This is a genomic window from Caloranaerobacter sp. TR13, from assembly GCF_001316435.1.
Lineage (GTDB): Bacteria > Bacillota > Clostridia > Tissierellales > Thermohalobacteraceae > Caloranaerobacter.
In genome coordinates, this window is sequence record NZ_JXLL01000011.1 from 26,951 (window position 1) to 53,556 (window position 26,606).

The 26,606-nt window shown below is 29.8% G+C and carries 24 protein-coding genes; 23 read left to right on the plus strand and 1 reads right to left on the minus strand.

Annotated features, from left to right (window positions below; genetic code table 11):
* The first annotated feature begins 49 nt into the window (after positions 1 to 49).
* From TR13x_RS08020 to TR13x_RS08095, 16 genes are all read left to right on the plus strand, one after another.
* On the plus strand, positions 50 to 1,282 hold the full coding sequence (locus TR13x_RS08020) for an ABC transporter substrate-binding protein (protein WP_200905845.1): 1,233 nt from the start codon (positions 50 to 52) through the stop codon (positions 1,280 to 1,282).
* A gap of 56 nt (positions 1,283 to 1,338) precedes the next feature.
* Positions 1,339 to 2,268, plus strand: a complete 930-nt coding sequence (locus tag TR13x_RS08025) for a carbohydrate ABC transporter permease (protein WP_242851748.1) — start codon at positions 1,339 to 1,341, stop codon at positions 2,266 to 2,268.
* Positions 2,269 to 2,279: 11 nt separating this feature from the next.
* The gene (locus TR13x_RS08030; RefSeq protein WP_054871406.1) at positions 2,280 to 3,107 is read left to right on the plus strand and encodes a carbohydrate ABC transporter permease; all 828 of its coding nucleotides are present in this window, start codon (positions 2,280 to 2,282) and stop codon (positions 3,105 to 3,107) included.
* A gap of 204 nt (positions 3,108 to 3,311) precedes the next feature.
* Complete coding sequence (locus TR13x_RS08035) at positions 3,312 to 4,301, plus strand: LacI family DNA-binding transcriptional regulator (protein ID WP_054871407.1); 990 nt, start codon at positions 3,312 to 3,314, stop codon at positions 4,299 to 4,301.
* A gap of 47 nt (positions 4,302 to 4,348) precedes the next feature.
* The gene (locus tag TR13x_RS08040) at positions 4,349 to 5,239 is read left to right on the plus strand and encodes a carbohydrate ABC transporter permease (RefSeq protein WP_054871408.1); all 891 of its coding nucleotides are present in this window, start codon (positions 4,349 to 4,351) and stop codon (positions 5,237 to 5,239) included.
* Positions 5,236 to 6,072: a carbohydrate ABC transporter permease gene (locus tag TR13x_RS08045; protein ID WP_242851749.1), complete on the plus strand. Its 837-nt coding sequence runs from the start codon at positions 5,236 to 5,238 to the stop codon at positions 6,070 to 6,072. The genes TR13x_RS08040 and TR13x_RS08045 overlap by 4 nt, the downstream gene beginning before the upstream one ends.
* Positions 6,073 to 6,103: 31 nt before the next feature.
* A complete protein-coding gene (locus tag TR13x_RS08050; RefSeq protein ID WP_054871409.1) occupies positions 6,104 to 7,330 on the plus strand; it encodes an extracellular solute-binding protein in 1,227 nt (408 codons plus the stop codon).
* A 130-nt stretch (positions 7,331 to 7,460) separates the two neighbouring features.
* On the plus strand, positions 7,461 to 9,779 hold the full coding sequence (locus TR13x_RS08055) for a glycoside hydrolase family 65 protein (RefSeq protein WP_054871410.1): 2,319 nt from the start codon (positions 7,461 to 7,463) through the stop codon (positions 9,777 to 9,779).
* Positions 9,780 to 9,987: 208 nt separating this feature from the next.
* Positions 9,988 to 10,986, plus strand: coding sequence for a LacI family DNA-binding transcriptional regulator (locus TR13x_RS08060; RefSeq protein ID WP_054871411.1), 999 nt, complete (start codon positions 9,988 to 9,990; stop codon positions 10,984 to 10,986).
* A gap of 208 nt (positions 10,987 to 11,194) precedes the next feature.
* Positions 11,195 to 12,361 carry a hypothetical protein gene (locus TR13x_RS08065; protein ID WP_054871412.1) on the plus strand — a complete coding sequence of 389 codons (1,167 nt, stop codon included), beginning with the start codon at positions 11,195 to 11,197 and terminating at the stop codon, positions 12,359 to 12,361.
* A gap of 81 nt (positions 12,362 to 12,442) precedes the next feature.
* Positions 12,443 to 14,191, plus strand: coding sequence for an alpha-amylase family glycosyl hydrolase (locus TR13x_RS08070; protein WP_054871413.1), 1,749 nt, complete (start codon positions 12,443 to 12,445; stop codon positions 14,189 to 14,191).
* A 398-nt stretch (positions 14,192 to 14,589) separates the two neighbouring features.
* Positions 14,590 to 15,729: an acyl-CoA dehydrogenase gene (locus tag TR13x_RS08075; RefSeq protein ID WP_054871414.1), complete on the plus strand. Its 1,140-nt coding sequence runs from the start codon at positions 14,590 to 14,592 to the stop codon at positions 15,727 to 15,729.
* Positions 15,730 to 15,741: 12 nt separating this feature from the next.
* On the plus strand, positions 15,742 to 16,524 hold the full coding sequence (locus tag TR13x_RS08080; RefSeq protein WP_054871415.1) for an electron transfer flavoprotein subunit beta/FixA family protein: 783 nt from the start codon (positions 15,742 to 15,744) through the stop codon (positions 16,522 to 16,524).
* Positions 16,525 to 16,552: 28 nt separating this feature from the next.
* Positions 16,553 to 17,587 (plus strand): electron transfer flavoprotein subunit alpha/FixB family protein, encoded by a 1,035-nt coding sequence (locus TR13x_RS08085; protein ID WP_054871416.1) that lies wholly within the window; start codon positions 16,553 to 16,555, stop codon positions 17,585 to 17,587.
* Between the two features lie 101 nt (positions 17,588 to 17,688).
* Positions 17,689 to 19,398, plus strand: coding sequence for a sigma-54-dependent Fis family transcriptional regulator (locus tag TR13x_RS08090; protein ID WP_054871417.1), 1,710 nt, complete (start codon positions 17,689 to 17,691; stop codon positions 19,396 to 19,398).
* A gap of 78 nt (positions 19,399 to 19,476) precedes the next feature.
* Positions 19,477 to 20,442 carry a D-glycerate dehydrogenase gene (locus tag TR13x_RS08095; protein ID WP_054871418.1) on the plus strand — a complete coding sequence of 322 codons (966 nt, stop codon included), beginning with the start codon at positions 19,477 to 19,479 and terminating at the stop codon, positions 20,440 to 20,442.
* Positions 20,443 to 20,480: 38 nt separating this feature from the next.
* Here TR13x_RS08095 and uppS read toward each other — a convergent pair whose 3' ends face one another.
* Positions 20,481 to 21,125, minus strand: coding sequence for a polyprenyl diphosphate synthase (gene uppS / locus TR13x_RS08100; RefSeq protein WP_054871419.1), 645 nt, complete (start codon positions 21,123 to 21,125; stop codon positions 20,481 to 20,483).
* A gap of 176 nt (positions 21,126 to 21,301) precedes the next feature.
* On the opposite strand from uppS, the gene TR13x_RS08105 reads away from it, so the two are divergent.
* From TR13x_RS08105 to TR13x_RS08135, 7 genes are all read left to right on the plus strand, one after another.
* Positions 21,302 to 22,174, plus strand: a complete 873-nt coding sequence (locus tag TR13x_RS08105; RefSeq protein WP_054871420.1) for a DUF5685 family protein — start codon at positions 21,302 to 21,304, stop codon at positions 22,172 to 22,174.
* Positions 22,171 to 22,779 carry a J domain-containing protein gene (locus TR13x_RS08110; RefSeq protein WP_054871421.1) on the plus strand — a complete coding sequence of 203 codons (609 nt, stop codon included), beginning with the start codon at positions 22,171 to 22,173 and terminating at the stop codon, positions 22,777 to 22,779. Before TR13x_RS08105 ends, TR13x_RS08110 begins: the two co-directional genes overlap by 4 nt.
* 14 nt (positions 22,780 to 22,793) lie before the next feature.
* Positions 22,794 to 23,312, plus strand: a complete 519-nt coding sequence (locus TR13x_RS08115; RefSeq protein WP_054871422.1) for a hypothetical protein — start codon at positions 22,794 to 22,796, stop codon at positions 23,310 to 23,312.
* A 190-nt stretch (positions 23,313 to 23,502) separates the two neighbouring features.
* Complete coding sequence (locus TR13x_RS08120) at positions 23,503 to 24,498, plus strand: 2-hydroxyacyl-CoA dehydratase (RefSeq protein WP_054871423.1); 996 nt, start codon at positions 23,503 to 23,505, stop codon at positions 24,496 to 24,498.
* Between the two features lie 2 nt (positions 24,499 to 24,500).
* On the plus strand, positions 24,501 to 25,268 hold the full coding sequence (locus TR13x_RS08125) for an acyl-CoA dehydratase activase (RefSeq protein WP_054871424.1): 768 nt from the start codon (positions 24,501 to 24,503) through the stop codon (positions 25,266 to 25,268).
* 25 nt (positions 25,269 to 25,293) lie between these two features.
* A complete protein-coding gene (locus tag TR13x_RS08130) occupies positions 25,294 to 26,370 on the plus strand; it encodes an MBL fold metallo-hydrolase (protein WP_054871425.1) in 1,077 nt (358 codons plus the stop codon).
* Positions 26,358 to 26,597, plus strand: a complete 240-nt coding sequence (locus TR13x_RS08135) for a DUF3006 domain-containing protein (RefSeq protein WP_242851750.1) — start codon at positions 26,358 to 26,360, stop codon at positions 26,595 to 26,597. The genes TR13x_RS08130 and TR13x_RS08135 overlap by 13 nt, the downstream gene beginning before the upstream one ends.
* Positions 26,598 to 26,606 lie beyond the last annotated feature (9 nt).

Genomic DNA, 26,606 nt, shown 5'->3' on the forward strand with positions numbered 1-26,606 from the left:
ACATTTTATATAATCTTTAAAAAATAATAAAATATAAGGGGGATTCATAATGAGAAAATTAATTTCTTTGGTGTTAGTTTTAGCACTAATAGGTGCTATATTAGCAGGTTGTGGTACTAGTAAAGAACCACAAAATCAAGAAACTAGTCAAAAAGCTAAAAAAGAAGAAACTGTAACAATAACATTAGGAGGATGGGCTTCATCACCAGCAGAGACTGATTTATTAGATGCTCAGATTAAAGAATTTGAAAAAACTCATCCAAATATTAAAATTGAAAAGCAGGTTATTACTGGAGATTATTTACAACAAATGCAAGCTAGAATTGCTTCTAAAACGGAACCTGATGTATACTATTTAGATGTTTCTCAAGCACCTACTTTCATAGAAAAAGGTGTAATATTGCCATTAGATGAATATTTAGATAAAGAAGATTTAAAGGATTTTGAGCCGAATTTATTGAAAGGATTTCAAAAGGATGGTAAGACATATGGTTTACCTAAAGATTATAACACTCTAGCATTATTTTATAACAAAGACATGTTTGAAAAAGCTGGTGTGAAAGTTCCTACAACTTGGAAAGAATTGGAGGAAGCTGCTAAAGCTTTGACTAAAGATGGAGTTAAAGGTATTGTGTTAAGTAATGATGCAGCAAGATTTATACCTTTTATATATCAAGCGGGAGGAAAAGTTCTTGAAAATGGAGAAATAGTATTTAATTCAAACGAAGCTGCTAAAGGATTAGATTTCTACTATTCATTAATTAAGAAAGGTTATGCAGATACTCCACAAAATTTAGGTGTAGGCTGGAATGGTGATGCTTTAGCTCAAAAGAAAGCTGCAATGTGTATTGAAGGTGGATGGATGATACCATTTATGAAAGATGCAGGTCCTGATGTAAATTATGGCATTGCTAAACTTCCAAAAGGAGAAAAAGAAGGAGATTTAGCATTCACAGTTGCTTATGTAATGAGTAGAAATACTAAACATAAGGAAGCAGCAGCTGAAGTTATAAAGTTCTTAACTGGTAAGAAGGCACAACAAATGACTGCTGATAGTGGTTTAGCAATTCCTACAAGAATTTCTATGGGAGAAGTTTACACCAAAAAATATCCTGAAAGAAAACCTTTAGTAGAAATGGTACAATATTCGAAGGTATTCCAATTTGGAACTAAAGGACCTAAAATATTGGATGCACTTAATAAAGCTGGTGAGAAATTACAATTAGGTCAAGAAACTGATGCTAAAAAAGTATTAGAGGAAGCAGCTAATTCATTGAAATAAAGGAAATTAGAAGAAGCACACTTGTGCTTCTTCCTGATTTATAGGAGGTAATCAGATTGGCAGTAAAAATATCTAGAGCTAAAAAGAATTCTATTAAAAAAAATAAAATAAGAGATATGATAGATGGCTGGCTTTTTGTATTGCCATTTGTCGGATTGGCGTTAATATTTTTTGTCGGACCTCTTTTAGTAGCTTTTATGCTAAGTTTTAAGGAGTATTCTTTTTTGGACTCTGTTACAATGTGGCAAGCTAAATGGGTAGGCTTTAATAATTATATCAATGCTTTTAAAGATCCTACGTTTAAAAAAGCATTAATAAATACTACAATATATTCAATCGGTGTAGTTCCAGTACAATTAGTAATTGCTTTAGCATTAGCAATAGTTGTCGATTCAAATATTAAAGGTAAAACTTTTTTTAGGACTGCTTATTATATACCTACGATTACTTCAACTGTTGCAGTTGCAGTAATGTTTTTATTCATATTTAAAACAGATGGTTTATTAAATAAAATTCTTGTCTTTTTTGGTTTACAGCCTTATAACTGGTTTAATAGTATACATTTAGCACTACCTTCTATTATGATTATGGCTGTCTGGTCATCTGTAGGTCTTTATATGGTTATATTTTTGGCTGGACTACAAGATATTCCTACATCTTTATATGAGGCGGCTAGCATAGATGGGGCTAGTAAATGGCAAAAATTAATACATGTTACATTGCCAATGTTAAAACCGACAATCTTTTTTAATTTAGTAGTATCACTTATTGGAACTTTTCAAGTTTTTGATCAGGCATATGTAGTTTCAAAAGGTAATGGCGGGCCATTAGACTCAACTATGACAGTAGTTTTATATTTGTATAGAACTGGATTTAGAGAGTTTAAAATGGGTTATGCTTCTGCTATAGCATTTATTTTATTTGTTATAATATTTGTCTTGACATTAATTCAGAAGAAATTATTTGGTGAAGAGAATAGGATGTAGGAGGTTAATTAATGGCTAGAAAAAAGAAAATTAGCTTATCAAGAATAGTTTTTTACTTTTTATTAATTTCTTATTCGGTAATTACATTAGGACCATTTATATGGAGCATAATAACTTCATTAAAACCAACTAGTGAAGTTAATAATTTTACTGTTAATTTTTCAACATTATCTTTTGATAATTACATATTCTTGTGGAAAAAATTCCCTTTTGCAAGATGGGCCTTTAATAGTTTAATAGTTGCTAGTATAGTTACATTGGGTAATTTACTATTTAACTCAATGGCTGGTTATGCATTAGCTAGAATTGATTTTCCAGGAAGAAAAGCTTTATACTTAGCTATATTAGCAATGATGATGGTACCTGGACAGGTTGTTATGGTTCCTACTTTTATTTTGCTTACCAAATTAGGTTGGATAAACACATATAAGGGCTTAACAATTCCTTTTTTATTTAGTCTTTTTGGAATTTTCTTAATGAGACAGTTTTTCTTAAGTATACCGAAGTCTGTAGAAGAAGCAGCTACTATTGATGGCCTTAGTAGATTTGGTATATTTTTTAGAATAGTGATGCCAATGGCTAAGCCTGCACTTTCTACACAATTTATACTTATGTTTACAGGTAATTGGAATAGCTTTTTGTGGCCAAGTTTATTAGCTACTAGAGATAATATGTATACATTACCTGTTGGTCTAAACTCTTTTTATGGACAATATTTTCAATTTTGGGATCAAGTATTAGCAGGAGTTATGATACTTTCAGTACCTGCAATAGTTATTTTTTTAATATTCCAAAGGAATTTTATAAAAGGGATTTCAACAACAGGTATGAAAGGCTAATGCTACAAATTTAGTTAAGTTAGATTAGCTCTAGTCGTTTTTAATATGGCTAGAGTTTTATTATATTAGAACAGAATTTTTATTGTGTTAGAATAAAATCTTCAATAGGATTATAAAAAAATTTCATAATAATATTGACAATCAATAGAATTGCTGATAAAATATCTTACGTAAAGATGTAAACGATTACACAAGGTGATGAAAATGAGTGTAAGTATAAAAGATGTAGCAAAATTATCAGGTGTTTCCGTAGCTACTGTTTCAAGAGTTCTCAATAAAAGTGGTTATGTGAGTGAACAAACTAAAAATAGAGTTTTAGAAGCTATACAGAAAACTGGCTATAAACCAAATGCAATTGCCAGGAGTTTAAAAGTTAAGAATACCAGAACTATAGGGATTATGATACCTGATATATCAAGCCATTTTTTTCCCGAAGTTGTAAGAGGGATAGAGGATATCGCAAATCTTTATAACTACAATATTATTCTTTGTAATACTGATTTAGATAGAGATAAAGAAGAAAAATATCTAGATGTATTAGCAGAGAAACAGACTGATGGAATAATATTTATGAGTAATACAATTACTGATGCTTTAGCTGAAAAAATTAAAAAAACAGGAATAGATGTTGTTTTAATTTCTACTGATTATGAGGACATGCCATCAGTAACTATTAATAACATGAAAGCTTCAGAAGATGCTGTTAAGTATATTATTAAAAAAGGATATAAAAAAATAGCTTTTATTGGTGGACCAATGGATGATCCAAATGCTGGGCTACCAAGATTTAATGGGTTTGTAAAAGCTCTAACAGAAGGAGGGTTATTACTTAATAGAGAGTATATATGTGAAGGGGATTATCGCTTTAAATCAGGTTACAATGGAGCCAAAAAATTACTAAATCTGCCTAATAGACCTGATGCGATTTTTGCCGCTAGTGATGAAATGGCTTTAGGTGTTATAAGAGCAGCTTTTGAGATGAAAATAAGAGTACCAGAAGATTTAGGTGTAGTAGGTTTTGATGATATCAATATATCTGAAATGTCATTTCCATCACTTACTACCATTGCACAGCCTTTATATGATATGGGGGCAATAGGGATGAGACTCTTAACAAAGATTTTAAATAAAGAGAAGATAGATTCTCACAAAATAACATTAAAGCATAGACTCGTAGTTAGGGAAAGTTGCTGAAATTTTTTTAAACAACATGTAAACGATTACACAAAGGAGGGCATGAATTGAAAAGGTTCTTAAAAAAATATCATCTAGAAATATTGTTAATTCTACCTCTTGCTCTATACATTTTTTATTTTACATTAATTCCAATTTTACAGACTATTAAGATGGGCTTTACAAATCCTATAACAGGTAGTCTAAGTCTAGATAATTACAGATACTTGCTTGAGAGAGAAGATTTCAGAAAGGCATTTGTTAACACTTTTATAATATCTATATTAGGTCTTATAATGCAGCTTACAGCTGGTTTAATACTAGCACTTATGCTGAAAAAAGAGTTTAAAACTAAAGGAATATTTAGAGCAATAATCTTGACTCCTATGGGAGTTCCTACTTTAGTTTCAGGTGTAGCGTTACTATATATATTCGATACTCAAGGATATTTTAACGAGTTATTATACAGGATTACTGAAGGTTTAAAATACATTGGATTAATTGCTAGTACGTACAGATTTGTTCCTATTGACTGGGCAAGTGGCGGTATAAGGACAATACTTATGATAGCATTTGGAGATATGTGGAAAGTAACTCCTATAGTAACTTTATTATTGTTAGCTGGATTAGAATCAATACCTTTAGATGTATATGAGGCAGCACAAATAGATGGAGCTTCCAAATGGCAAACATTTAAAAATATAACATTACCATTACTTAAACCATCTATTACAATGGCTGTAATTTTAAGATCAGTTGATTTGTTTAGAATCTTTGAACTTCCAATGATATTAGCAGGGAAAACAGTTCCTGTACTAGCGACATATGCATTTGAGGAATACCGTGTTTACAATAATCCAAATATATCTGGAGCTGTTTCAACTATTCTACTTGTTATTATAATGATATTTGTATTATTATATCTGAAATATGTCGATAAAGGTGAGGGATTAGCATGATGAGTTCAGTTAAAAAAGATAGATTAGGGAAAATTATTGATGTTTCTTTTTTCCCCCTTCTTATATTTTTTTCATTGATAATGTTAATACCTGTGTATATATTGGTTAAAGTTTCGATTAGTCAACCAGTAGATGTACTTACACAACATCCAACGTTTTTAATTAGGAATTTTACTTGGGATCATTGGATAAAGGTATTAACTTCTGGCAAATTGTGGCCAGCTTTTAGAAAAAGTTTTACAGTAGCGACTTTAACAGCAATATTTGCAATAATTATAGCAACACCTGCTTCATACGTGATTTCAAGATTACCTAAAAAAGTAAAGTACATTGTTATATTAGGACTTTTTTTCACTAGAATGTTTCCAAACGTGGGTATAGCTTTACCGATAGCTGTAAAGTTTTTGAAATGGAATCTTATGGATACTTATATAGGCCTTGTGTTGGCTCACTTGATTGAACAGTTACCTTTTATTACATGGATACTTGTAGGTACTTTTGAAGTTATACCTGTTGATTTAGAAAAAAGTGCAATGATTGATGGAGCTTCCAGATTAAGGGCTCTTATGAGTATAGTAATACCAAATGCAGCTCCTGGAATTGCAGTAGCGACTTTGTTTGTATGGCTAAATTCATGGAATGAATTTACTTACGCATTATATTTATCACTGTCTGATAATACCTTACCTTTACAAGTTTACTATTATGTTAATAGAGGTGGGTTCTTCCAAACTGCAACATATGCAACAATATTAACTATTCCTGTAGCTGTTGTTACTTATGCTCTACAAAGGTATCTTAAATCAGATTACCTTGGAGGAGCAATTAAATAAAAATATAAATATAAAAGGGGAGGATGTTTGTATGAATTTCAAAAAAGCAATTTCGTTATTTCTTATTATGGTGCTTACTTTTGCAATTTTATCTGGATGTACAGGAACAAAAGAGCAAGCTAGTAAAGAACAAAAAGTACTAAGAGTTAGTATGGCTCTAGGTGAATCAGAGTGGGAAGTAATGAAAAATAAAATTTTCCCTATTTTTGAAAAAGAGAATAACGTTAAAATAGAAGCGGTACAAATTGAAGCTTCTGATCTTATTACTAAGCTAGAAGCTATGCATAAAGCAGGTAAGATGGAAATAGACATTATTACTCAAGACAATATGCAATTAGCACAACTTGTAGAGAAAGGACTAGTAGAAGACTTAAGCGAATACAGAGATATGATACCTGAAAATGTTATTAAGGCATTAATTCCGGTTGGTGAATTTAATGGAAAATTATATTTTATGCCATACAGACCAAATGTTGAAATTAACTTCTATAATGAGAAGAAATTTAATGAATATGGAATTAAACCACCAACTAATTGGGATGAATTATTAAAAGTTGCAAAAACTTTTAAAGAAAAAGAAGGTATTGGTAGAGTAGCTATAAAAGGAACATTAGATGGAAATACAACTGTACAATTATTTGAGTTCATAAGACAGGCAGGTGGAGATCCACTAGTATTAAACGATGAAGGTTCAATTAAAGCTTATACTTTCTTAAAAGAATTATGGCCTTATTTATCACCAGATAGCAAGAAAGCAGATTGGAATACTATGAACAAATACTTAGCAACTGAGTCTGTATATTATGGTGCTAACTGGCCGTTTGGAGTTAATGTAATAGTTAGAGATGGTGGTAAAAAAGAAATAAAAGCACATGCTGGATTTGCAGGACCTGTGAAAAAGTCAAAAGTTCTTGGTGGAGAAGTAATAGGTATACCAGTAGGTTCACCTAATAAAGAATTAGCAGTAAAATTCATGCAATTCTTAATGAGCAAAGAAACTCAAGAATTATTAGTTACAGAAATGGGCTGGCCTTCATGTAGAACTGATGCATATGGCAAAGTAGAAGAGTGGCAAAAACCTTACTTTGAAGCAGTTAAAGAAGCTCTTAAAGTATCACAGCCTAGACCAAATGTAACATATTGGGATACAGTTGATAAAGCTTTAAATGATGCATTTAGAGAAATTGTTATTGAAGGCAAAGATGTAAAAACAACACTTGATAAATATGCTAAAGTTATAGCTGATGCTAAGAAATAATATAAAAGGGCATATCTTGAGATATGCCCATAGCTCTATTTTATTGTCAATACATGTAAACGATTACACACTGGCTAAGTTGTATTAATTAGATTATATAAATTTTAATATCTAGGAGAGGAGACAAATTATGAGGGAGTTTCATAAAAATAAAATAGCAATATACGAATATGATGAATGGAGAATTATAGAAAAAGCATTTGATGAAAAAACAAATCAGAGAAGTGAAACTATTTTTTCACTAGGAAATGGCTATTTAGGTATAAGAGGTAATTTAGAGGAAGGTTATTCTGGTGACCCTAAAACTAGTTTAGTGGGTACTTATATTAATGGGATATATGAATCAGAGCCAATTATGTATGGAGAGTACCACTATGGCTATCCTCTCTGGGGACAAACAATGATAAATGTTACTGATTGGAGACTTATTAGCTTTTGGATTGAAGATGAAAAATTTGATATGTTAAAGGGTTCAATTAAGGATTACAATCGTACGCTAGACATGAAAAATGGAAAACTTACAAGGGAGCTTATTTGGAGAAGTCCTAAGGACAAGGAAATATATGTAAAAATTGAAAGATTTGTTTCACTAACTAATAAACACCTAGCTGCAATAAGATTTATGATAAAACCGTTAAATTTTGACGGAGAGATAACTTTTATTTCTGAATTAGATGGAAATGTTAAAAATAAAAATTTAAGAGAACAAGCATTAATAGTTATAGATAAGTGGGCAGACGAAAGATTAGGATATATTCAACAGAAAACTAATAAAACAGAATTTACTATAGGGTGTTCTATGTATAATGATTTTTATTGTAAAGAACAAGATATAGAATATTCATTAGAAAAAATAGAGGAAGACAAAAAGATTGGAATTAAAATAACTTTTAAAGGTGAAAAAGACCAAACATATATCTTGGATAAATATGTAAATTTCTATACTTCTAGAGATGTAGTTGAAAATGAAATCATGAATTATGCTAAAGAAGGAGTTTTAGAGGCTAAGACTGCGGGGTATGATAATCTATATAATGAACATAAAGAATATCTGTTTAAATTCTGGGAAGATGCTGATATTAAAATAAAAGGAGATATAGCCTTACAACAAGGTATAAGATTTAACAGTTTTCAATTATTACAATCTGTTGGAAGAGATGGTATAACTAATATAGGGGCAAAAGGTTTAACAGGCGAAGGATATGAAGGCCATTATTTCTGGGATTCAGAGATATATGTATTACCATTTTTCTTATATAGTAGACCAGAAATTTCTAAAGCTTTACTGATGTATAGATATAATACTTTAGATAAAGCGCGTGAGAGAGCTAGAGAGATGAGAAGTAAAGGAGCTTTATTCCCTTGGAGAACAATTAATGGTGAAGAAGCTTCTTCATACTTCCCAGCATCTACAGCACAATACCATATTGATGCAGATATAACATATGCTATCTACAAATATGTTGAGGCAACTGATGATTTTGATTTTCTAATAAATTATGGAGCAGAAATTGTGTTTGAAACAGCAAGAATGTGGGCAGATAGAGGAGGATATATACCTCTTAAGGATAATAAATTCTGTATTAATGAAGTTACAGGACCAGACGAATATAAACCTTGTGTTGATAATAACTGCTATACTAATTATATGGCACGTTTTAATTTAAATTATGGAGTATATGTAGCTGAATTGTTGAAGGCTAAATATCCACAAAAATATGAGGAGCTTAAGGAAAAGATTAATCTTAAAGAAGAAGAACTTGTAGAGTGGAAGAATGCAGCTGATAACATGTATTTACCTTATGATGAAAGATTAGGAATAAATCCTCAAGATGATAGTTTTCTTTATAAAGAACCATATGATGTGGATTCAATTCCTGTTGAGGAAACGCCACTTGTTACAAATTGGCATCAACTAAATATTATGAGATATCAAATATGTAAACAGGCTGATGTTATTTTGTTAATGTTCTTGCTTGGAGATGAATTTGATATTGAATTGAAAAAGAGAAATTATGATTTTTATGAACCAAAAACTACACATGATTCATCACTTTCAGCGTGTGTATTTAGTATTATTGCTTCAGAGATTGGCTATAAAGAACAAGCATATAATTATTTTATGCAAACAGCTAGAATGGATTTAGATGATTATAATAATAATGCTCATGAAGGAATTCATACTGCTTGTATGGCGGGAACATGGGCAAGCGTTGTAAATGGATTTGCTGGAATGAGAGTATATAATGGTGAATTACATTTCAAACCATATCTACCTGAGAAATGGGAAAGTTATGAGTTTAGGGTAAAATATAAGAATAGACAAATAAATGTTAAGGTTGAAGATAATTTGACTATTTATAAATTACTTGATGGTGATGATATAGTGATTTGGCATAAAGGAAATAGAGTAGAATTGTCAAAAATGAAAGAAGTAACTTTAAGCTAGTCCCCCTAATATATAGATGACAATTCTTGGTACTGAGGGATATTTGTCCCTCAGTTTTGTTTTTTGATTTAAGACAAATTTGATAGTCGAGCTATATAATTACTAAATAAGAGTACTTTATTTACAAAACTGACGTCAATGTAATATTGACAAAACATTTCGATTTTTCTATAATGTAATTTGAAAGGTTTCAATGAGGTGATAATAAATGGCTACAATTATTGATGTTGCAAAAAGGGCTGGAGTTTCAGTAGGAACAGTATCAAATGTTATAAATAATAAAGTAAATGTTTCACAGGAGAAGAGAGAAAGAGTATTAAAAGCGATAAAAGAGTTAAATTTTCAACCTTCAGGAACTGCTAGAATGTTAAAACGTGGGAGAACAAATAGTATTGCTCTTCTCATTCCACAAATATCCAAACCTTTTTATTCTATGATAATAGAAGGGGCAGAAAGTGCTGCCAGTGAAAATGGGTATGATCTAATATTCTGTAGAACGCATAGGGATCCTAAAATAGAGGAGAAGTTTTTGAATTTAATAGGAGAAAAAAGAGTAGATGGAGTTATACTTGTGTCTATTGAGATAGATGATAAGGCTCTCGATGTTGTACAAGAAAATAAGTATCCTGTTGTTCTCTTGGAAAGGCATATAAATAACAGTAATATACCTTCCATATTAATTGACAACCAGAGTGGCGCTTTTAAAGCAGTAAAGTATTTGATAGAACTAGGCCATAGAGATATTATTTTTATTAATGGACCAACTACAACGATACCTGGAATGATGCGTTTAAAGGGGTATATTGAAGCATTATCTAAGTACAATTTACCTTTCAATAAAGATTTATATCGTGAGGGTGAATTTGATATAAATAATGGATATAAAGGAATAACTGAAATACTTAAAAATCACAAAGCAACGGCAGTTTTTGCAGGAAGTGACACAATAGCTATGGGAGTGTTTAATGGCTTACAGAATATGGGATTAAGAGTTCCAGAGGATATTTCTGTTATAGGGTTTGATGATATTTATTTAGCTTCTATGTTAAATCCACCTTTAACAACAATAAGACAACCTGCTTTCGAAATGGGATACAAGGCAGTGGAAGTACTGATAGATACGATAAATGGAAAAAATCGAAACGAAACAGTTGAGATTCTTGAAACAGAACTTATTATTCGTAAGAGTTGTAAATCTTTGTATTAACTCTTGTATTTAAAGATTAGTAAATTTTGAAACGTTTCACGATAAAAAATAAGGGGGGTTTTGATGAAGAAGACCTTTAGTAATGTTGCTTTAAATCAATTTATCCGTCGTGGTGAATATGTATAATATAAAGGAAACACTGATGGAAGTAACAATATATAGTGTGAGATAGAGATTTTAAAAATTACTGTGAAAGGGGATAAAGGGTATGAAGATAGCAGTTGTTATTCCAACATATTGGGGAGAATTGAATGGTGATGAGGAAGTAATTTTTGATCATCCAACTCCATTGTATACTGAAGGTACATTAGGGAGATTGTTGAAAAACTTAGCAACATTTGAAGAAATGAAAGATATACCTGTTTATATTATTGGAATTAGCAATAAAGAAGAATTGAGAGATAGTGTAGAAAAATATTTAGAAAAATATTTAGAACCTTATAAAGAAAAATTGAATATAGAACTTTATTCGAATAGTTTTTTAATGGAATGTATTAGTAAATTAGGAGATAAAAAAAGTTTATCATATTTATTTGACTTTAAAGGGTATTCACAAGTAAGAAATTTTTCTTTACTTCCAGTTATTATGAATGATATTGATGTAGCTATATTTTTAGATGACGATGAGATTATAGAAGATAGAGATTATTTTACAAAAGCAGTGGAATACATTAATAAAGATACAAAATATGGTAAAGTGTATGGAAAAGCAGGTTATTATATCAATGGAGATACTTATATATTATCAACTGAGAAAATACCTGTTTGGAATTACGGTGGATGGAATAAAGTCAAATATATGAATGAAGCATTTGAAAGGTTAATTGAAGCAAATGAAAGACTCTTACCTACTGCTTTAGCTTTAGGTGGTAATATGGTGTTGTCTAAAGAAATTATGAGAGAAATATGTTATGATGTCCATGTACATAGAGGGGAAGATATGGACTATTTATTTAATGCTAAGATGTTTAATTATACAATTCTATTTGATAATGAATTAAAAATTACACATTTACCACCTCAAAGTGGTAGTTTGGAATGGAAAAGAGCAAGAGCTGATTTCTATAGATTTAAATATATAAGACGTAAGCTGAAAGCATTAAAGGAACATACAGATTTACAACAGATTTCTATTGAAACACTGATGCCATACCCTGGTGTTTTTATGCAAGATGATTTTGAAGTTAGAGCAAAGGATTATACTATATTGTTAGGGATGCATTATTTGTCAAAAGGAGATATTGAGAATTATAAAAATACAATGGAAAATATAAAAGTAATTTACAGTAGTGATAATGAAGGATTTGACCCTATACTAGAATATAAGCAACAAAGACAAGATTGGAAAACTTTAATATCAATATTATGTAAGTAATTATTTAGATTTTTACAAAAGAAGAAATATTTAAATTAATAAAAACATGTCAAATAAATATTAATAAAGAAGGTGATGGTTATGGTAAGAATTAATATATCAGAAGAAATGAAAAATAGAATAATAGATAAATTAGATTTTTTGTATGGTAAGGATAAAAGCCTACATATTTATGAGGAAATTCTAAACTTAATTGAAGATTTTCAGAGCAAATTTAATAAAACAGCGAATAAAGAGTGGGTTGATGAGAAAGATGTTTTCTTAATTACTTATGGAGATAATATAAAAGAAGAAGGAAAAGGTGCACTTAAAACATTACATGAGTTTTTAACTAAGTATTTAAAAGGAATAATTACAAATGTGCATATACTTCCTTTTTATCCATATTCATCAGATGATGGATTTTCAGTTATAGACTACTTTGAAGTAAATCCTGAGTTAGGTAATTGGGATGATATAGAAAGTATGTCTAAAGATTTTAAATTAATGTTTGATGCGGTTATAAATCATATTTCAGCTAAAAGTGAGTGGTTCCAAGGTTATTTAAAAGGAGAAGAAGAATACAAAAACTTTTTTATAGAAACTAAGCCTTGTCCAGAACTTTCAAAAGTTACTAGACCAAGAGCATTACCTTTACTTACTAAGTTTGAAACTTCAGAAGGTGTGAAATATATCTGGACAACTTTTAGTGAAGACCAAATAGATTTAAACTTTAAAAATGAAAAAGTACTGTTAAAAATAATTGAGTTAATATTATTTTATGTATCTAAAGGAGCTAAAACGCTTAGATTGGATGCTATAGGATACTTATGGAAAGAAATTGGTACAAGCTGTATTCATCTGAAGCAGACTCATAAAGTAATACAACTATTTAGAGATATACTTGACATAGTAGCACCAGAAACCATATTAATAACAGAAACAAATGTACCTCATAAAGATAATATAAGCTATTTTGGCGATGGATATAATGAAGCTCAAATGGTTTATCAGTTTCCACTGCCACCATTAGTATTAAATGCATATCAAACAGGTAATGCTAGCCATTTATTAAAATGGGCTGATTCGTTAGAACAAATATCTGACAGAACTACATTTTTTAATTTCTTAGCATCGCATGACGGCATAGGAGTAATGCCAGCTAAAGGTATTTTATCTGAAGAAGAGATAAATGAAATGGTAAAAAAAGCGAAAGAACATGGAGGCTATGTTTCATATAAAGATAATGGGGACGGAACAAAGAGTCCGTATGAGCTTAATATAAATTATTTTGATGCACTTTCACATCCAGATGATGAGGAAAATATTAAAATAAAAAGATTTATGGGGTCACAAGCTATACTTTTATCGTTAATGGGAGTACCAGCAATTTATATACACAGTTTATTAGGTTCAAGAAATTACAATGAAGGTGTAAAAGAAAGTGGGATATACAGAAGAATTAATAGAGAAAAATTACTATTAGAAAATCTAGAAAAAGAATTAAATGATAAAAATACATTGAGAAATAAGATTTTTAGTAAATATGTAGAGCTAATTAAAACAAGAAAAGCTGAGAAAGCATTTCATCCAAATGCAAAGCAAAAGGTGATTTTTGTAAATGAATCTGTATTTACATTTGTACGTACTTCATTAGATAATGAAGAAGCAATATTAGTATTAAATAACGTATCAAATAAAGAGCAAAGAATTAAAATGGAGCTAAAAGAATGTGGATTAGAAAAAGTAGATGTTTTAAGAGACCTTATATCTAATGAAAAAGTTAATATAGATAATGGAATAATAGAAATCACACTTAAACCTTATCAATTTATGTGGTTAAAAGGTTAAAATTTGCCGTCTGCCTCTAGAGGTAGGCGGTTATTTCTATAAGGCAGTAGAAAAAGTAAACAAAATTTACATGTAAACTAAATATGCACTTTCGTTAAATATTTTAATATCAACATTTATTAAAATTAAGTAAATTAAATATACATAATGTTTTTGTAGAATAACTTTGAAGTTAATATGGTAAATGAAATTGGGTATTAATAAATTAACAAAATAAGCAATCTATAATACTATATTTTCTTATGCTTAAAGGAAAAGTTATTTTGACAAAATTTTTAAAAATTTGGCATAAAAATTGCTATCTTAGACTTAACATAAAATTTCTTTCAACTTCAAATGTTAAAAAATTAACAAAATAGATTTAAATTACAATTTTATAATCTGAAGGAGGATAAAGAATGGATTTTCGTATTGCAAAAGAGTATGAAATGTTACGAGAAATGTATAGGGAGTTTGCAGAGAAAGAAGTGAAGCTTCTTGCAGAAGAAGTTGATGAAAAAGAGATGTTTCCAGTAGAGACAGTAAAAAAATTAGCTAGGTACGGTTTTTTAGGGATACCATTTCCTAAAAAGTATGGTGGACAGGGTGGAGATAATTTGGCTTACATTATGGCTGTTGAGGAGATATCTAAAGTATGCGCTACAACAGGAGTTATTGTATCAGCACATACATCTTTATGTGCAGCACCGATATTTGAGTTTGGTACAGAGGACCAAAAACAAAAATATTTAGTTCCGCTTGCTAAAGGTGAAAAGTTAGGGGCATTTGCATTAACTGAGCCAAATGCAGGTACCGATGCAGCTGCACAACAGACTAAAGCTGTATTAGATGGTGATTATTATATATTAAATGGTTCAAAAATTTTCATAACAAATGCTGGATTTGCAGATGTATATATAGTTATGGCAATGACAGATAAGAAAAAAGGTGTCAAAGGAATATCAGCTTTTATTGTAGAGAAAGGGTTTGAAGGATTTAGTATTGGAAAGAAAGAGGCGAAAATGGGTATAAGAGGTTCTTCTACATGCGAGCTTATATTTGAGAATTGTAGAGTACCTAAGGAGAATTTACTTGGTAAAGAAGGACAAGGATTTAAAATTGCTATGAAAACACTTGATGGTGGACGTATTGGTATAGCAGCACAAGCTTTAGGTATAGCTCAGGGAGCAATTGATGAAACTGTTAAATATGTAAAAGAAAGAAAGCAGTTTGGTAGAGCTATAGCAAAATTTCAAAATACACAGTTTTGTTTGGCTGATATGCAGACTAAGACTGATGCAGCAAGATTACTTGTATATAGAGCAGCAAAAGCTAAAGATAATAACGAAAACTATAGTGTATATGCGGCTATGGCTAAGCTTTTTGCATCTGAGACAGCAATGGAAGTTACTACAAAAGCTGTTCAGCTACATGGGGGGTATGGATATACAAGAGAATATCCAGTTGAAAGAATGATGAGAGATGCAAAGATAACTGAGATATATGAAGGTACTTCAGAAGTTCAAAGAATGGTTATTGCTGCTAGTATGTTAAGATAGGAGGGCTTTAAGGTGAAAATAATAGTTTGTATTAAACAGGTTCCTGATACTACTGAAGTAAGACTAGACCCAATTACAGGAACATTAATAAGAGAAGGTGTACCTAGTATAATAAATCCAGATGATAAAAGTGGATTAGAAGCAGCTTTGAGGTTAAAAGATGAAATCGGTGCTGAGGTAACAGTATTGACTATGGGACCACCACAAGCAGAAAAAGCATTGAGGGAAGCTTTAGCAATGGGAGCAGATAGAGCAATATTATTAAGTGATAGAGCGTTTGCGGGTGCAGATACTTGGGCTACATCTTCAACACTTGCTGCAGCTATAAGAAAGTTAGATTATGACTTGATAATCGCTGGAAGACAAGCTATAGATGGCGATACTGCTCAAGTTGGTCCTCAAATAGCAGAACATCTAGGGCTTCCTCAAGTCAGTTATGTAGCCGATTTAAAATTGGATAATGATAGATTAATTTTAAAGAGAATGTTTGAAGATGGATACCATTTAATTAGAGTCAAAATGCCTTGTTTAATCACTACTTTAAGTGAAATGAATGTTCCTAGATATATGTCAGTAGGTGGAGTATTTGATGCTTATAGAGAAAAAGAGATAATAAAATGGACATTAAATGATATAGATGTAGACCTTTCAAATATTGGTTTAAGAGGTTCTCCGACAAAGGTTAAGAAATCTTTCACGAAGGGAGCAAAAACGGCCGGTAAAGTGTATGATGTAGATCCAAAAGAGGCTGCACAAATAATAGTAGAAAAGTTAAAGGAGAAGTTTTTCATTTAAAATTGGTATAGATTAAGGAGGGAGTACCTTGGATATTAGAGAATTTAGAGGAGTATATGTTTTTGTTGAGCAGAGAGAAGGTGAAATACAGAGAGTTTCATTAGAGTTAATTGGAAAGGGTAGAGAAATTGCAAAAAAAATAGGCGAGTCTGTTACAGCTGTTATACTTGGATATAATATAAAAAACAAAGTAGATACTTTAATTCACTATGGAGCTGATGAAGTTATTTATATAGATGATGAAATATTAGATGTTTATATGACTGAACCTTATACTAAAGCTTTAACAGAAGTAATAAAATCAAGAAAGCCAGAAATATTTTTAATTGGTGCTACGGCTATAGGTAGAGATTTAGCACCTAGAGTTTCAGCTAGAATACATACAGGGCTTACAGCAGACTGTACTTCGTTAGATATAGAAGAAGAAACTAGAAATCTTTTAATGACAAGACCAGCTTTTGGTGGCAATTTAATGGCTACAATTGTCTGCCCAGAACATAGACCTCAAATGTCTACAGTAAGACCTGGAGTTATGCCATTGCTTGAAAAAGATGAAAATAGAGTTGGAAAGATTGAAGAGTTTAAAGTGAATTTTTCTGAAGAAGATATAAATGTTGAAATATTAGAGATAGTAAAAGAGAAAAAGCAGAAAATAAAAATTGAAGAAGCAAATGTATTAGTAGCAGGTGGAAGAGGTATTGGTAAACCAGAGAAATTTGAATTACTTAAAAAACTAGCAGATAAGCTTGATGGATTAATTGCAGCTTCACGTGCAGTAGTTGATGCTGGATGGATTGATAGAGAACATCAAGTAGGACAGACTGGGAAAACAGTTAGACCTGATTTATATATAGCATGTGGTATTTCAGGAGCTATTCAACACTTAGCTGGAATGGAAGAATCAGATTTTATTATTGCAATAAATAAAGACCCTGAAGCTCCTATTTTTGAAGTTGCTGACATTGGTATTGTTGGAGATGTAAATAAAGTAATTCCTGCATTAATTGAAGAAATAGAAGCTGTGAAAAAATCAAAAGAAATGCAAAAATCTCTTGGATTTTAGCCAAGAGATTTTTTTGTGGTAAAATTACTGATGTTTTGTTTTTAAAATGCTAATATGATATAATTTTAACAAAGTTAATTATTTAAAAGGGTGAGAGTGCAATGGAATTTACAAATAGTTATGTTAGTAAAGTTTTTAAAAATATGACTGATGCAGTAATAGGAATAGATAAATTAGGTAATGTTGTTATAATTAATGAAGCTGCAAAGAAGATATTTGGATTTGAAACTGTAAAAAAGAAAAAAGTAGAAGATTTTATATTAAGTATTAAACTCAATATAGTATTAGAAACTGGAAAAGAAGAACTGGAGAATAATTTTATATATAATGGAAGAAAATTTGTTTTAAACAAAATACCTGTATTTAAAGATAAAAAAATTGAAGGAGCAATAGCTTTATTTCGCGAAGTAACAGATTATAGTAAATTGATAAAAATAATTGAAGAAGATAAAGTACATTTAGAAATACTTAATACAATTTTAGATGTATTAAATGAAAGAGTTGTTGTAGTAGATGAAAAAGGAATAATTACTATGATGAGTAAAGCGTATAAAGAATTTATAAATAATCCTAACCCTGAAGGGAAGCATGTTACTGAAGTTATAGAAAATACAAGAATGCATATTATTTTAAAAACTGGAGTAATGGAAATTGGTGAGATTCAAGAAGTACAAGGTAATAAAATGGTAGCTATGCGTATTCCAATAAAAAAGAATGGGAAAGTAATTGGTGCTGTTGGAAAAGTTATGTTTAAAGATGTGAGTGATTTAGTTACTCTGACTAATAAGGTTAATAGATTAGAGCAAGAATTGGAATATTACAAAAGTGAATTGAATAAGGAAAGAACTACAAAATATTCATTTAAAGACATAATTGGCAGGAGCGCTAGTATTCAAGCAGTAAAAGAATTGGCTATGAAAGTAGCAAAAACAGATTCGAACATTTTGATTACAGGGGAAAGTGGGACGGGAAAAGAGCTTTTTGCACATGCTATCCATAACGCTAGTAAAAGATATTTAGGTCCGTTTATTAGAATAAATTGTGCTGCAATACCAGAGGAACTACTTGAATCTGAATTATTTGGATATGAAGAAGGTGCGTTTACTGGTGCTAGAAAAGGTGGAAGGAAAGGAAAATTTGAACTAGCTAATGGAGGGACGATTTTACTAGATGAGATAGGTGATATGCCTATTAGGATGCAGGCTAAGCTTTTAAGAGTGCTTCAAGAAAAAGAGATTGAAAGATTAGGAGGAAATATTGTAAGAAATATAGATATTAGAATAATAGCGTCTACAAATAAAAATTTGGAGATGCTTGTAAAACAAGGATTATTTAGAGAAGATCTTTATTTTAGACTTAATGTAATGCCTATTAAAATACCTTCTTTAAGAGAAAGAAAAGAAGATATTAGTATTCTTACAAAAAAACTTCTTGTAAAAGTATCTAATAGACTAGGAAAATATGTAGAAGGGATTTCAAATGATGCAATAAAATATCTTGAAAGTTATGATTGGCCTGGAAATATTAGAGAGTTAGAAAATGTTATTGAAAGGGCAGTAAATCTATTAGATGCAGATTTGATTATAAAACCTGAGCATTTGCCTGAAAAAATAACTAAAAATAAAGCAAAGAAATACATATATGAAAAAAAGAGTTTGAAAAATATGATAGAAGAAATAGAAAAAGAAATTATTCTCGAATGTTTAGAAAAGAACGATTGGAATAAAAATAAAGTTGCTAAAATTTTAGGAATTAGTAGAGTTGGTTTATATAAGAAAATAGAAAGATATAACTTAAATAAAGCACATTAGATGTTCAGTTTGTTATTGAAATAAATAACTACCAAGCATAAAATAATTATAACTAATAGAATCAAGGGGAGGAGTTTTGTGAATAGAAAAAAAGTTTATATAACACGAAAAATACCTGATATAGGAATTAATCTTTTAAAGCAGTATTTTGAAGTTGAAATTAATATGGAAGATAGACCTTTAACTAAAGAAGAATTAATAAGCAATATTGAAGATAAAGATGCTGTATTATGTCAATTAACAGATTTGATTGATAAGGAAGTATATGATAGGGCTAAAAGAGTTAAAATATTTGCAAATTATGCAGTAGGATTTAATAATATAGATGTTGATGAAGCTACAAAAAGAGGTATCATTATTACAAATACTCCTGATGTGCTATCAGATGCAACTGCTGATTTAGCGTGGACACTTTTATTAAGTGTTGCAAGAAGAATAGTTGAAGCTGATAAATATACTAGAGCCGGAAAGTTTAAATGTTGGTCTCCAACTCTTTTTTTAGGACAAGATTTGGTTGGAAAGACTTTAGGTATAATTGGTGCTGGGAGAATAGGCAAGACACTTGCAAAGAGGAGTATTGGGTTTGATATGAAGATTTTGTATCATAATAGAAAAAGAGACGAGGAAATGGAAAGAAAATTTAATGCTAAGTGGGTTGATAAAGACACTTTATTAAGAGAATCAGATTTTATTTCTCTTCATGTTCCACTTACACAAGAGACATATCATATGATTGGAGAACGTGAATTTAAGTTGATGAAAAAAACTGCAATTCTAATAAATACAGCAAGAGGCCCTGTAATAGATGAAAAAGCATTAGTTAAGGCTTTAAAAGAGAAAGAAATTTGGGGAGCAGGATTAGATGTTTATGAAAAAGAACCAGAAGTAGAGGGAGATTTAAAGAAAATGGAAAACGTTGTTTTGGTGCCACATATAGGTAGTGCAACTATTAATACGAGAGATAATATGGCGAAAATAGCTGCAAAAAACATAATAGCTGTATTTAATAATGAAAAACCATTAACTCCTGTAAATGATATATAAGTTAAAATATAGGCTTAGCATGTCTCTAAGCCTATATTTTATCCTCCTAATGTTATGTCTTGTTTATCGTACCATTCAAGAGCATGGTAAAAATGCTCTTTTTTAAAATCAGGCCAATAATCATCAATAAAATAGAAGTCTGAATAAACTGTTTGTAAAGGTAAAAAACCACTTAATCTTTTTCTACCTCCCCAGCGTATAACTAAGTCTATTCTTGAAATATCTTTTGAATGCAATAAGCCTATTACATTATTAGAGATGCTTTTCTGATTTATTAATTTTTTTACATCCCATTGCCAACCATAGTTAACTAAAAAATTAACTTTTATACCTCCTTTACCAAATGTTTTTCTATTATTAGTATAAGGCAGTAATTCTTTAGGAAACATAGGAGAATCAGTATTACCTACTACTAACAAAGAAGCATCTCTATTTGAAAGTAATTCTACAGCTTTTATACATGCTTTAGTAAACGCTCTAGTTTGTATTGAAGGCCTTTTAGTATTATCTATAGTAAAACCATAAAATGTAAGTTCTTTAATTCCTATTTTTTTACATAATTCAAATACTTTAATACCAGGGTCAAGACCTTTTTCATAGCCCATTTCTTTTGAAAGCCCTTTCCCTACGGCCCATCTTCTATTTCCATCAGGAATTATTCCTATATGTTTTGGGATTCTCATAAGCTTACCTCCGATTTTAATTTCAATTCTAGTATTGCCATTTAATAGTTAACTATAATCAATTTCTTGAATATTGGAGATTTTTTGACAAGAATATTATTGTTATTTCTTATTTGATACTTTAAAATATTAATTAAGCAATTAAATCAATTTAAAAAATAGAAAGAGTGGATAAATTGTTTGGCTATGTAACACCATATAAAGATGAATTGAAAGTTAGAGAATATAATATATTTAAAGCATATTATTGCGGACTATGCAAGGTTCTTGGAAGTGAATTTAATCAAGTAGTTAGATTTGGTTTAAATTATGATTTCACTTTTTTAGGACTATTATTATCCTCTTTAGACGAAAAAAAGGACAAGATAAAATATGAAGGCTGTATTGCTAATCCATTTAAGAAAAAGCCTATTGTAGTGAAAAATGAAAATCTTAGTTATAGTGCTTATATTAGTGTTATTCTAGTTTATTATAAATTGTTAGATGATTGGAAAGATGAAAGGAATTTACTTTCTTTAATAGGTATGATACCCTTTATTTTTCCAAAAAATAAAGCTAAATACGTTTTTGAAGATAAATATTTAGCTGTTGTAAATAATTTGGACAAGTTAGCAAAACTAGAAAAAGAAAAATGTGATATTATTGATGAGAGTGCTGATGCTTTTGGTAAGCTAATGGAAGAGATAGCTGCATCGCCGTTTATTAGTGATGATAGGACGATAAGAGTTTTAAGATGGCTTGGATATAATTTAGGACGTTTTATTTATGTGTTAGATGCATTTAATGATATAGAAAAAGATATTAAAGAGGGAAATTATAACCCTATCCTTTTACAATATAAATATAGTTCAAAAGAAGGATTAGAAAACTTTTTAAATAGAGTAAGAGAGCCTATAGAATTTTTTCTGACATTTACGCTAGACAATCTAGCAAAAAGTTTCGAATTATTAGATATAAAATATAATAGAAATATAATTGAAAATATAGTTTATATGGGAACAAGACAGAAAATGGTGCAGATTCTTAAGAAAGGGAGTTGTAAGCAATGAAAAATCCTTATGAAGTATTAGGGCTTAGAGATGGTGCAAGTGAAGAAGAAATAAAGAGAGCATATAAGATGCTTGTGAGAAAATACCACCCAGATCAATATGTTAATAATCCTCTTGCTGACCTTGCTGAAGAGAAACTTAAAGAGATTAATGAAGCTTATAATATACTTATGAATAAAAGAAGTAGAAATCATGAAAGTAATAATAACTGGAAGTACAATCAATATGACAGTACAAATTTTAGTGAATTCGATGAGGTTCGCAAATTGATTGATATGGGTCGACTTAAAGAAGCATATAATATATTAGAAAACAGTACAAGTAGAGGAGCTGAATGGTATTTTTTAAAAGGAGTAATATTGTTGAAAAAAGGCTGGTATGAGCAGGGATACCAGCATGTTAGAAGAGCTGTTAATTTGGATCCAAACAATACTGAGTATAGAAATGTGTTAAACAATATTTCTTTTAGAAATGAAACTTATAGAGATGTAGGACGAAGTATGGGTTATGGTAGCGATACTTCTCTTTGTGAAATTTGTCAATGTTTAATATGTACTGACTGTTGCTGTGAATGTATGGGAGGAGATTTTATCACTTGCTGTTAATGGGGGCAAATAATATGAGTAATTCAAGCAAGTCAAAAAAAGTAGCTCTAGGTGGTATTGTTGTATTATTATCTGTTTTGTGTCTATATTTAGCTTCAATATTACCTACTAATAAGATTTTTTTCTTTAGTTTGAGTACTGTTTTTATTGCTGCGATTGTAATAGAATTTAAAACTTATTTTTCATTAATAACTTATGGAGCTGTTTCTATTTTAGGATTTATAATTATACCTAATAAATTAATAATGATACCGTATGTTATTTATTTTGGATATTATGGAATAATAAAATATTATATTGAAAAAATAAATAATATTTTAGCTGAATGGGTAATAAAAATAGCTCTTTTTAACTTATTCGCATATGTGACTTATATAATTACAGTTAATTTATTTGTTAGTAATTTATATATAAAACTTCCAATATGGTTTATTTTATTGTTATTACAAGTATTCTTTATTATTTATGATATATGTTATAGTTTAGCTATCAGTTATTATAAAAATAGATTAAGGAAATTCTTAAGGATCTAATGTGAAATTAAATTGAGTATTTATAATATTTATGCTATACTTAATCAGCAAAATTAAATAAGACAGTTCGAAACCATCCTGTCTTTAAACAAAACTACGGGCCAGCTACTGATATAGGTAGTATTAATAAAAGGGCACGTATGCCCTTTTTTTGTACTTTTTGGATTTAATTACTTAGGAGGTACTTAAGATGAAAACAATAGGGATAACTACAACTGTTCCAATAGAAGTTTTATTAGCTGCTGGATACAGAGTTATTGACTTAAATAATCTTTTTATTACTTCAGAGGAATATGGGAAATATATAGAAATAGCAGAAAAAGATGGATTTCCAAAAAGCTCATGTGCTTGGATTAAAGGTATCTATGGGGCAGTTTTGGAAAATGAGATTACTGAAGTAATAGGTGTAATAGAAGGAGATTGTTCAAATACTAAAGCGTTGATAGAAGTATTAAGACAAAATGGGATAAAGGTATATCCTTTTTCATATCCACATAGTCATAATTTAAGAGATGTAAAGAAAGCAATAAAAGATTTTATGTCTTTATTTGGGGTTTATGAAACTCAAGTTGAGTTAATCAGAAAAAGATTGAATAAAATTAGAAAAATTGCAAAAAGAATAGATGAGCTTACGTATATGGAGGGAAAAGTAAATGGTTTTGAAAATCATTTATATCAAGTAAGTTTAAGTGATTTTAATGGGAATATAGACGAATTTGAGGAAATGCTATTAAAAAAATTGCACGAAATCGAAAAAAGAAGTCCAGTAATGAGGAAAATAAGATTAGGATATATAGGCGTACCACCTATGACTGGTAATTTATATGAATTTGTAGAGAAATTTGATTCACATATAATTTATAATGAAGTACAAAGAGAATTTGCTTTTCCAAGAGCTGAGAACGCTAAAGACATTTATGAGCAGTATTACGATTATACTTATCCATATGATATCGGGTTTAGATTAGAAAAGATAAAAGAAGAAATAAAGAAGAGAAAAATAGATGGTATTATACATTATACTCAGGCTTTTTGTTATAGAGCAATCGAGGATATTATCATAAAAAAAGAATTAGATGTACCAGTTTTAAATATAGAAGGTGATAAATTAAATCAACTAGATGCTAGAACTAAATTTAGAATAGAAGCATTTTTAGATATGCTTAGTGATTTGAAGGGGTGCTGAAGTTGAGAATTTTAGGAATAGACTTAGGAAGTAGAGAAGTAAAGGTTGTGTTAATGGAAGATGAAAAGATAATAAAAATGTTTAAAGTAAGTACAATGTCTTTTTATAGAGATTATTGCAATTTTGATGGAAAGATAGTAGTAGATTTGCAAAAGCTTAATATCAAAAACATAGATATAGCGATTTCTACAGGTTATGGTAGAAATAATACTGATTTAAGAAGATTTGAGCCTATCAATGAAATAAAGGCACATGTATATGGAGCAATTTATCAGAGTGGTTTGAAGGATTTTATTTTATTAGATGTTGGTGGTCAAGACGTTAAAATTGTAAAAGTTGAGAAAGGAATTATAAGTGACTTAGAATTGAATGACAAATGTGCAGCTTCATGTGGTAGATATTTAGAAAATATGGCTAATATTTTAGAGGTTTCTTTAGATGAATTATTTAAGTATTATAAAGACCCAGTTGAGCTTAATTCAACTTGTGCAGTTTTTTCTGAATCTGAATTAATAGGTAAAATTGCAGAAGGAGTTAATTTAGAATCACTGTGTTCTAGCGTTAATTTTTCTTTATATAGAAGACTGAAGCCGCTTTTAACGAGATTCAAAGGAAGAAAGTTAGTACTTTCAGGTGGTGTAGCTCGTAATAATGCACTAATAAAATATTTAAGTGCAGATTATGATGAAGTAATTTCATTAAATTATCCTCAATTTAATGGTGCTATAGGCTGCTGTTATTATGGAAGAATAAGATCAAATAAAAAATAACAATATTTTTTGCAGCTAGGGAGGTATGACAATAGTGAAGCTTATAAAAGTAAAAAAATTGAAGTTTTTATTGTTAGTCTTATTAATCACATTTCTTTTTGGTTGTACTCAAGTTGATGTATCAAATCAAAATGTATCAAGTAACAGCTATGGTTTATTAAAAGTTCATTTTCTTGATGTTGGGCAAGCAGATAGTATATTAATACAATTTCCTAATGGTGAGACTGCATTAATAGATGGTGGTAATAGAGAAGATGGGAAATTTGTAGTTGAATACATAAAAAGTATGGGTATTAGTAAGATAAATTATATTATTGCAACTCATCCACATGAAGATCATATTGGTGGATTACCAGAGGTTATAAAAAATTTTGATATTAAAAAAGTATATATGCCAAATAAGATAAGTAATACAAGAATATTTGCAACTTTGTTACAGGAAATAAAAAACAAAGGTTTAAAGATTATTCAAGCAAAAGGTGGTTTAAGTATAATAGACACAGAGAATTTGAAGTTTACAATAATTGCCCCAAATTCTGAAAAGTATGATGAAACTAATGAATATTCAATAGTAAACAAGTTAATTTATAAAAATACTTCTTTTATTTTTACTGGTGATGCTGAAAAAGATTCTGAAGCAGAAATGATAAAGCTAGGTTATGATTTAAAAGCAGATGTTTTAAAGGTTGGGCATCATGGGGGCAGAACTTCAACCAATTATGAATTTTTAAAAAAAATTAATCCTAAATTTGCAGTTATATCAGTTAGTAAAGATAATGATTATGGACATCCTCATAAAGAAGTATTAAAAAGGCTAGATAAAATGGGGATAAAAGTATTAAGAACGGATGAATTGGGAACTATAATTGCAACTTCTGATGGCTATAAAATCGATTTCAATAAAGGAATTACAAAAAATAATTATGATATAACAAAAAATGAAAAACATAAAAAAACAGTTTATATAGGTAATAAAAGAACAAAGGTTTACCATGCTACACAATGTAAAAGTTTGCCAAAACAAGAAAATAGGGTAGTATTCAAAAGTGAAGAAGAAGCAGAAAAAGCAGGATATAGACCTCATAAAAATTGTATAGAATAGGGGGTATTTTTATAAAGGGTACAATTGATAGATTTGAAGGTAAATATGCTATAGTTGAACTAGAGAATTTAAAAATTATTAATATACTTAAAGATAAACTTCCACAGAATGCTAAGGAAGGAGATGTAGTAGTAATTAAAGATAATGAATATTATATAGATATAGAAGAAACACAAAGAAGGAAGGAGCAAATAGAAAAGGTTTTCGAAGATTTATTTGAAGGTTAGGGAGTGGAA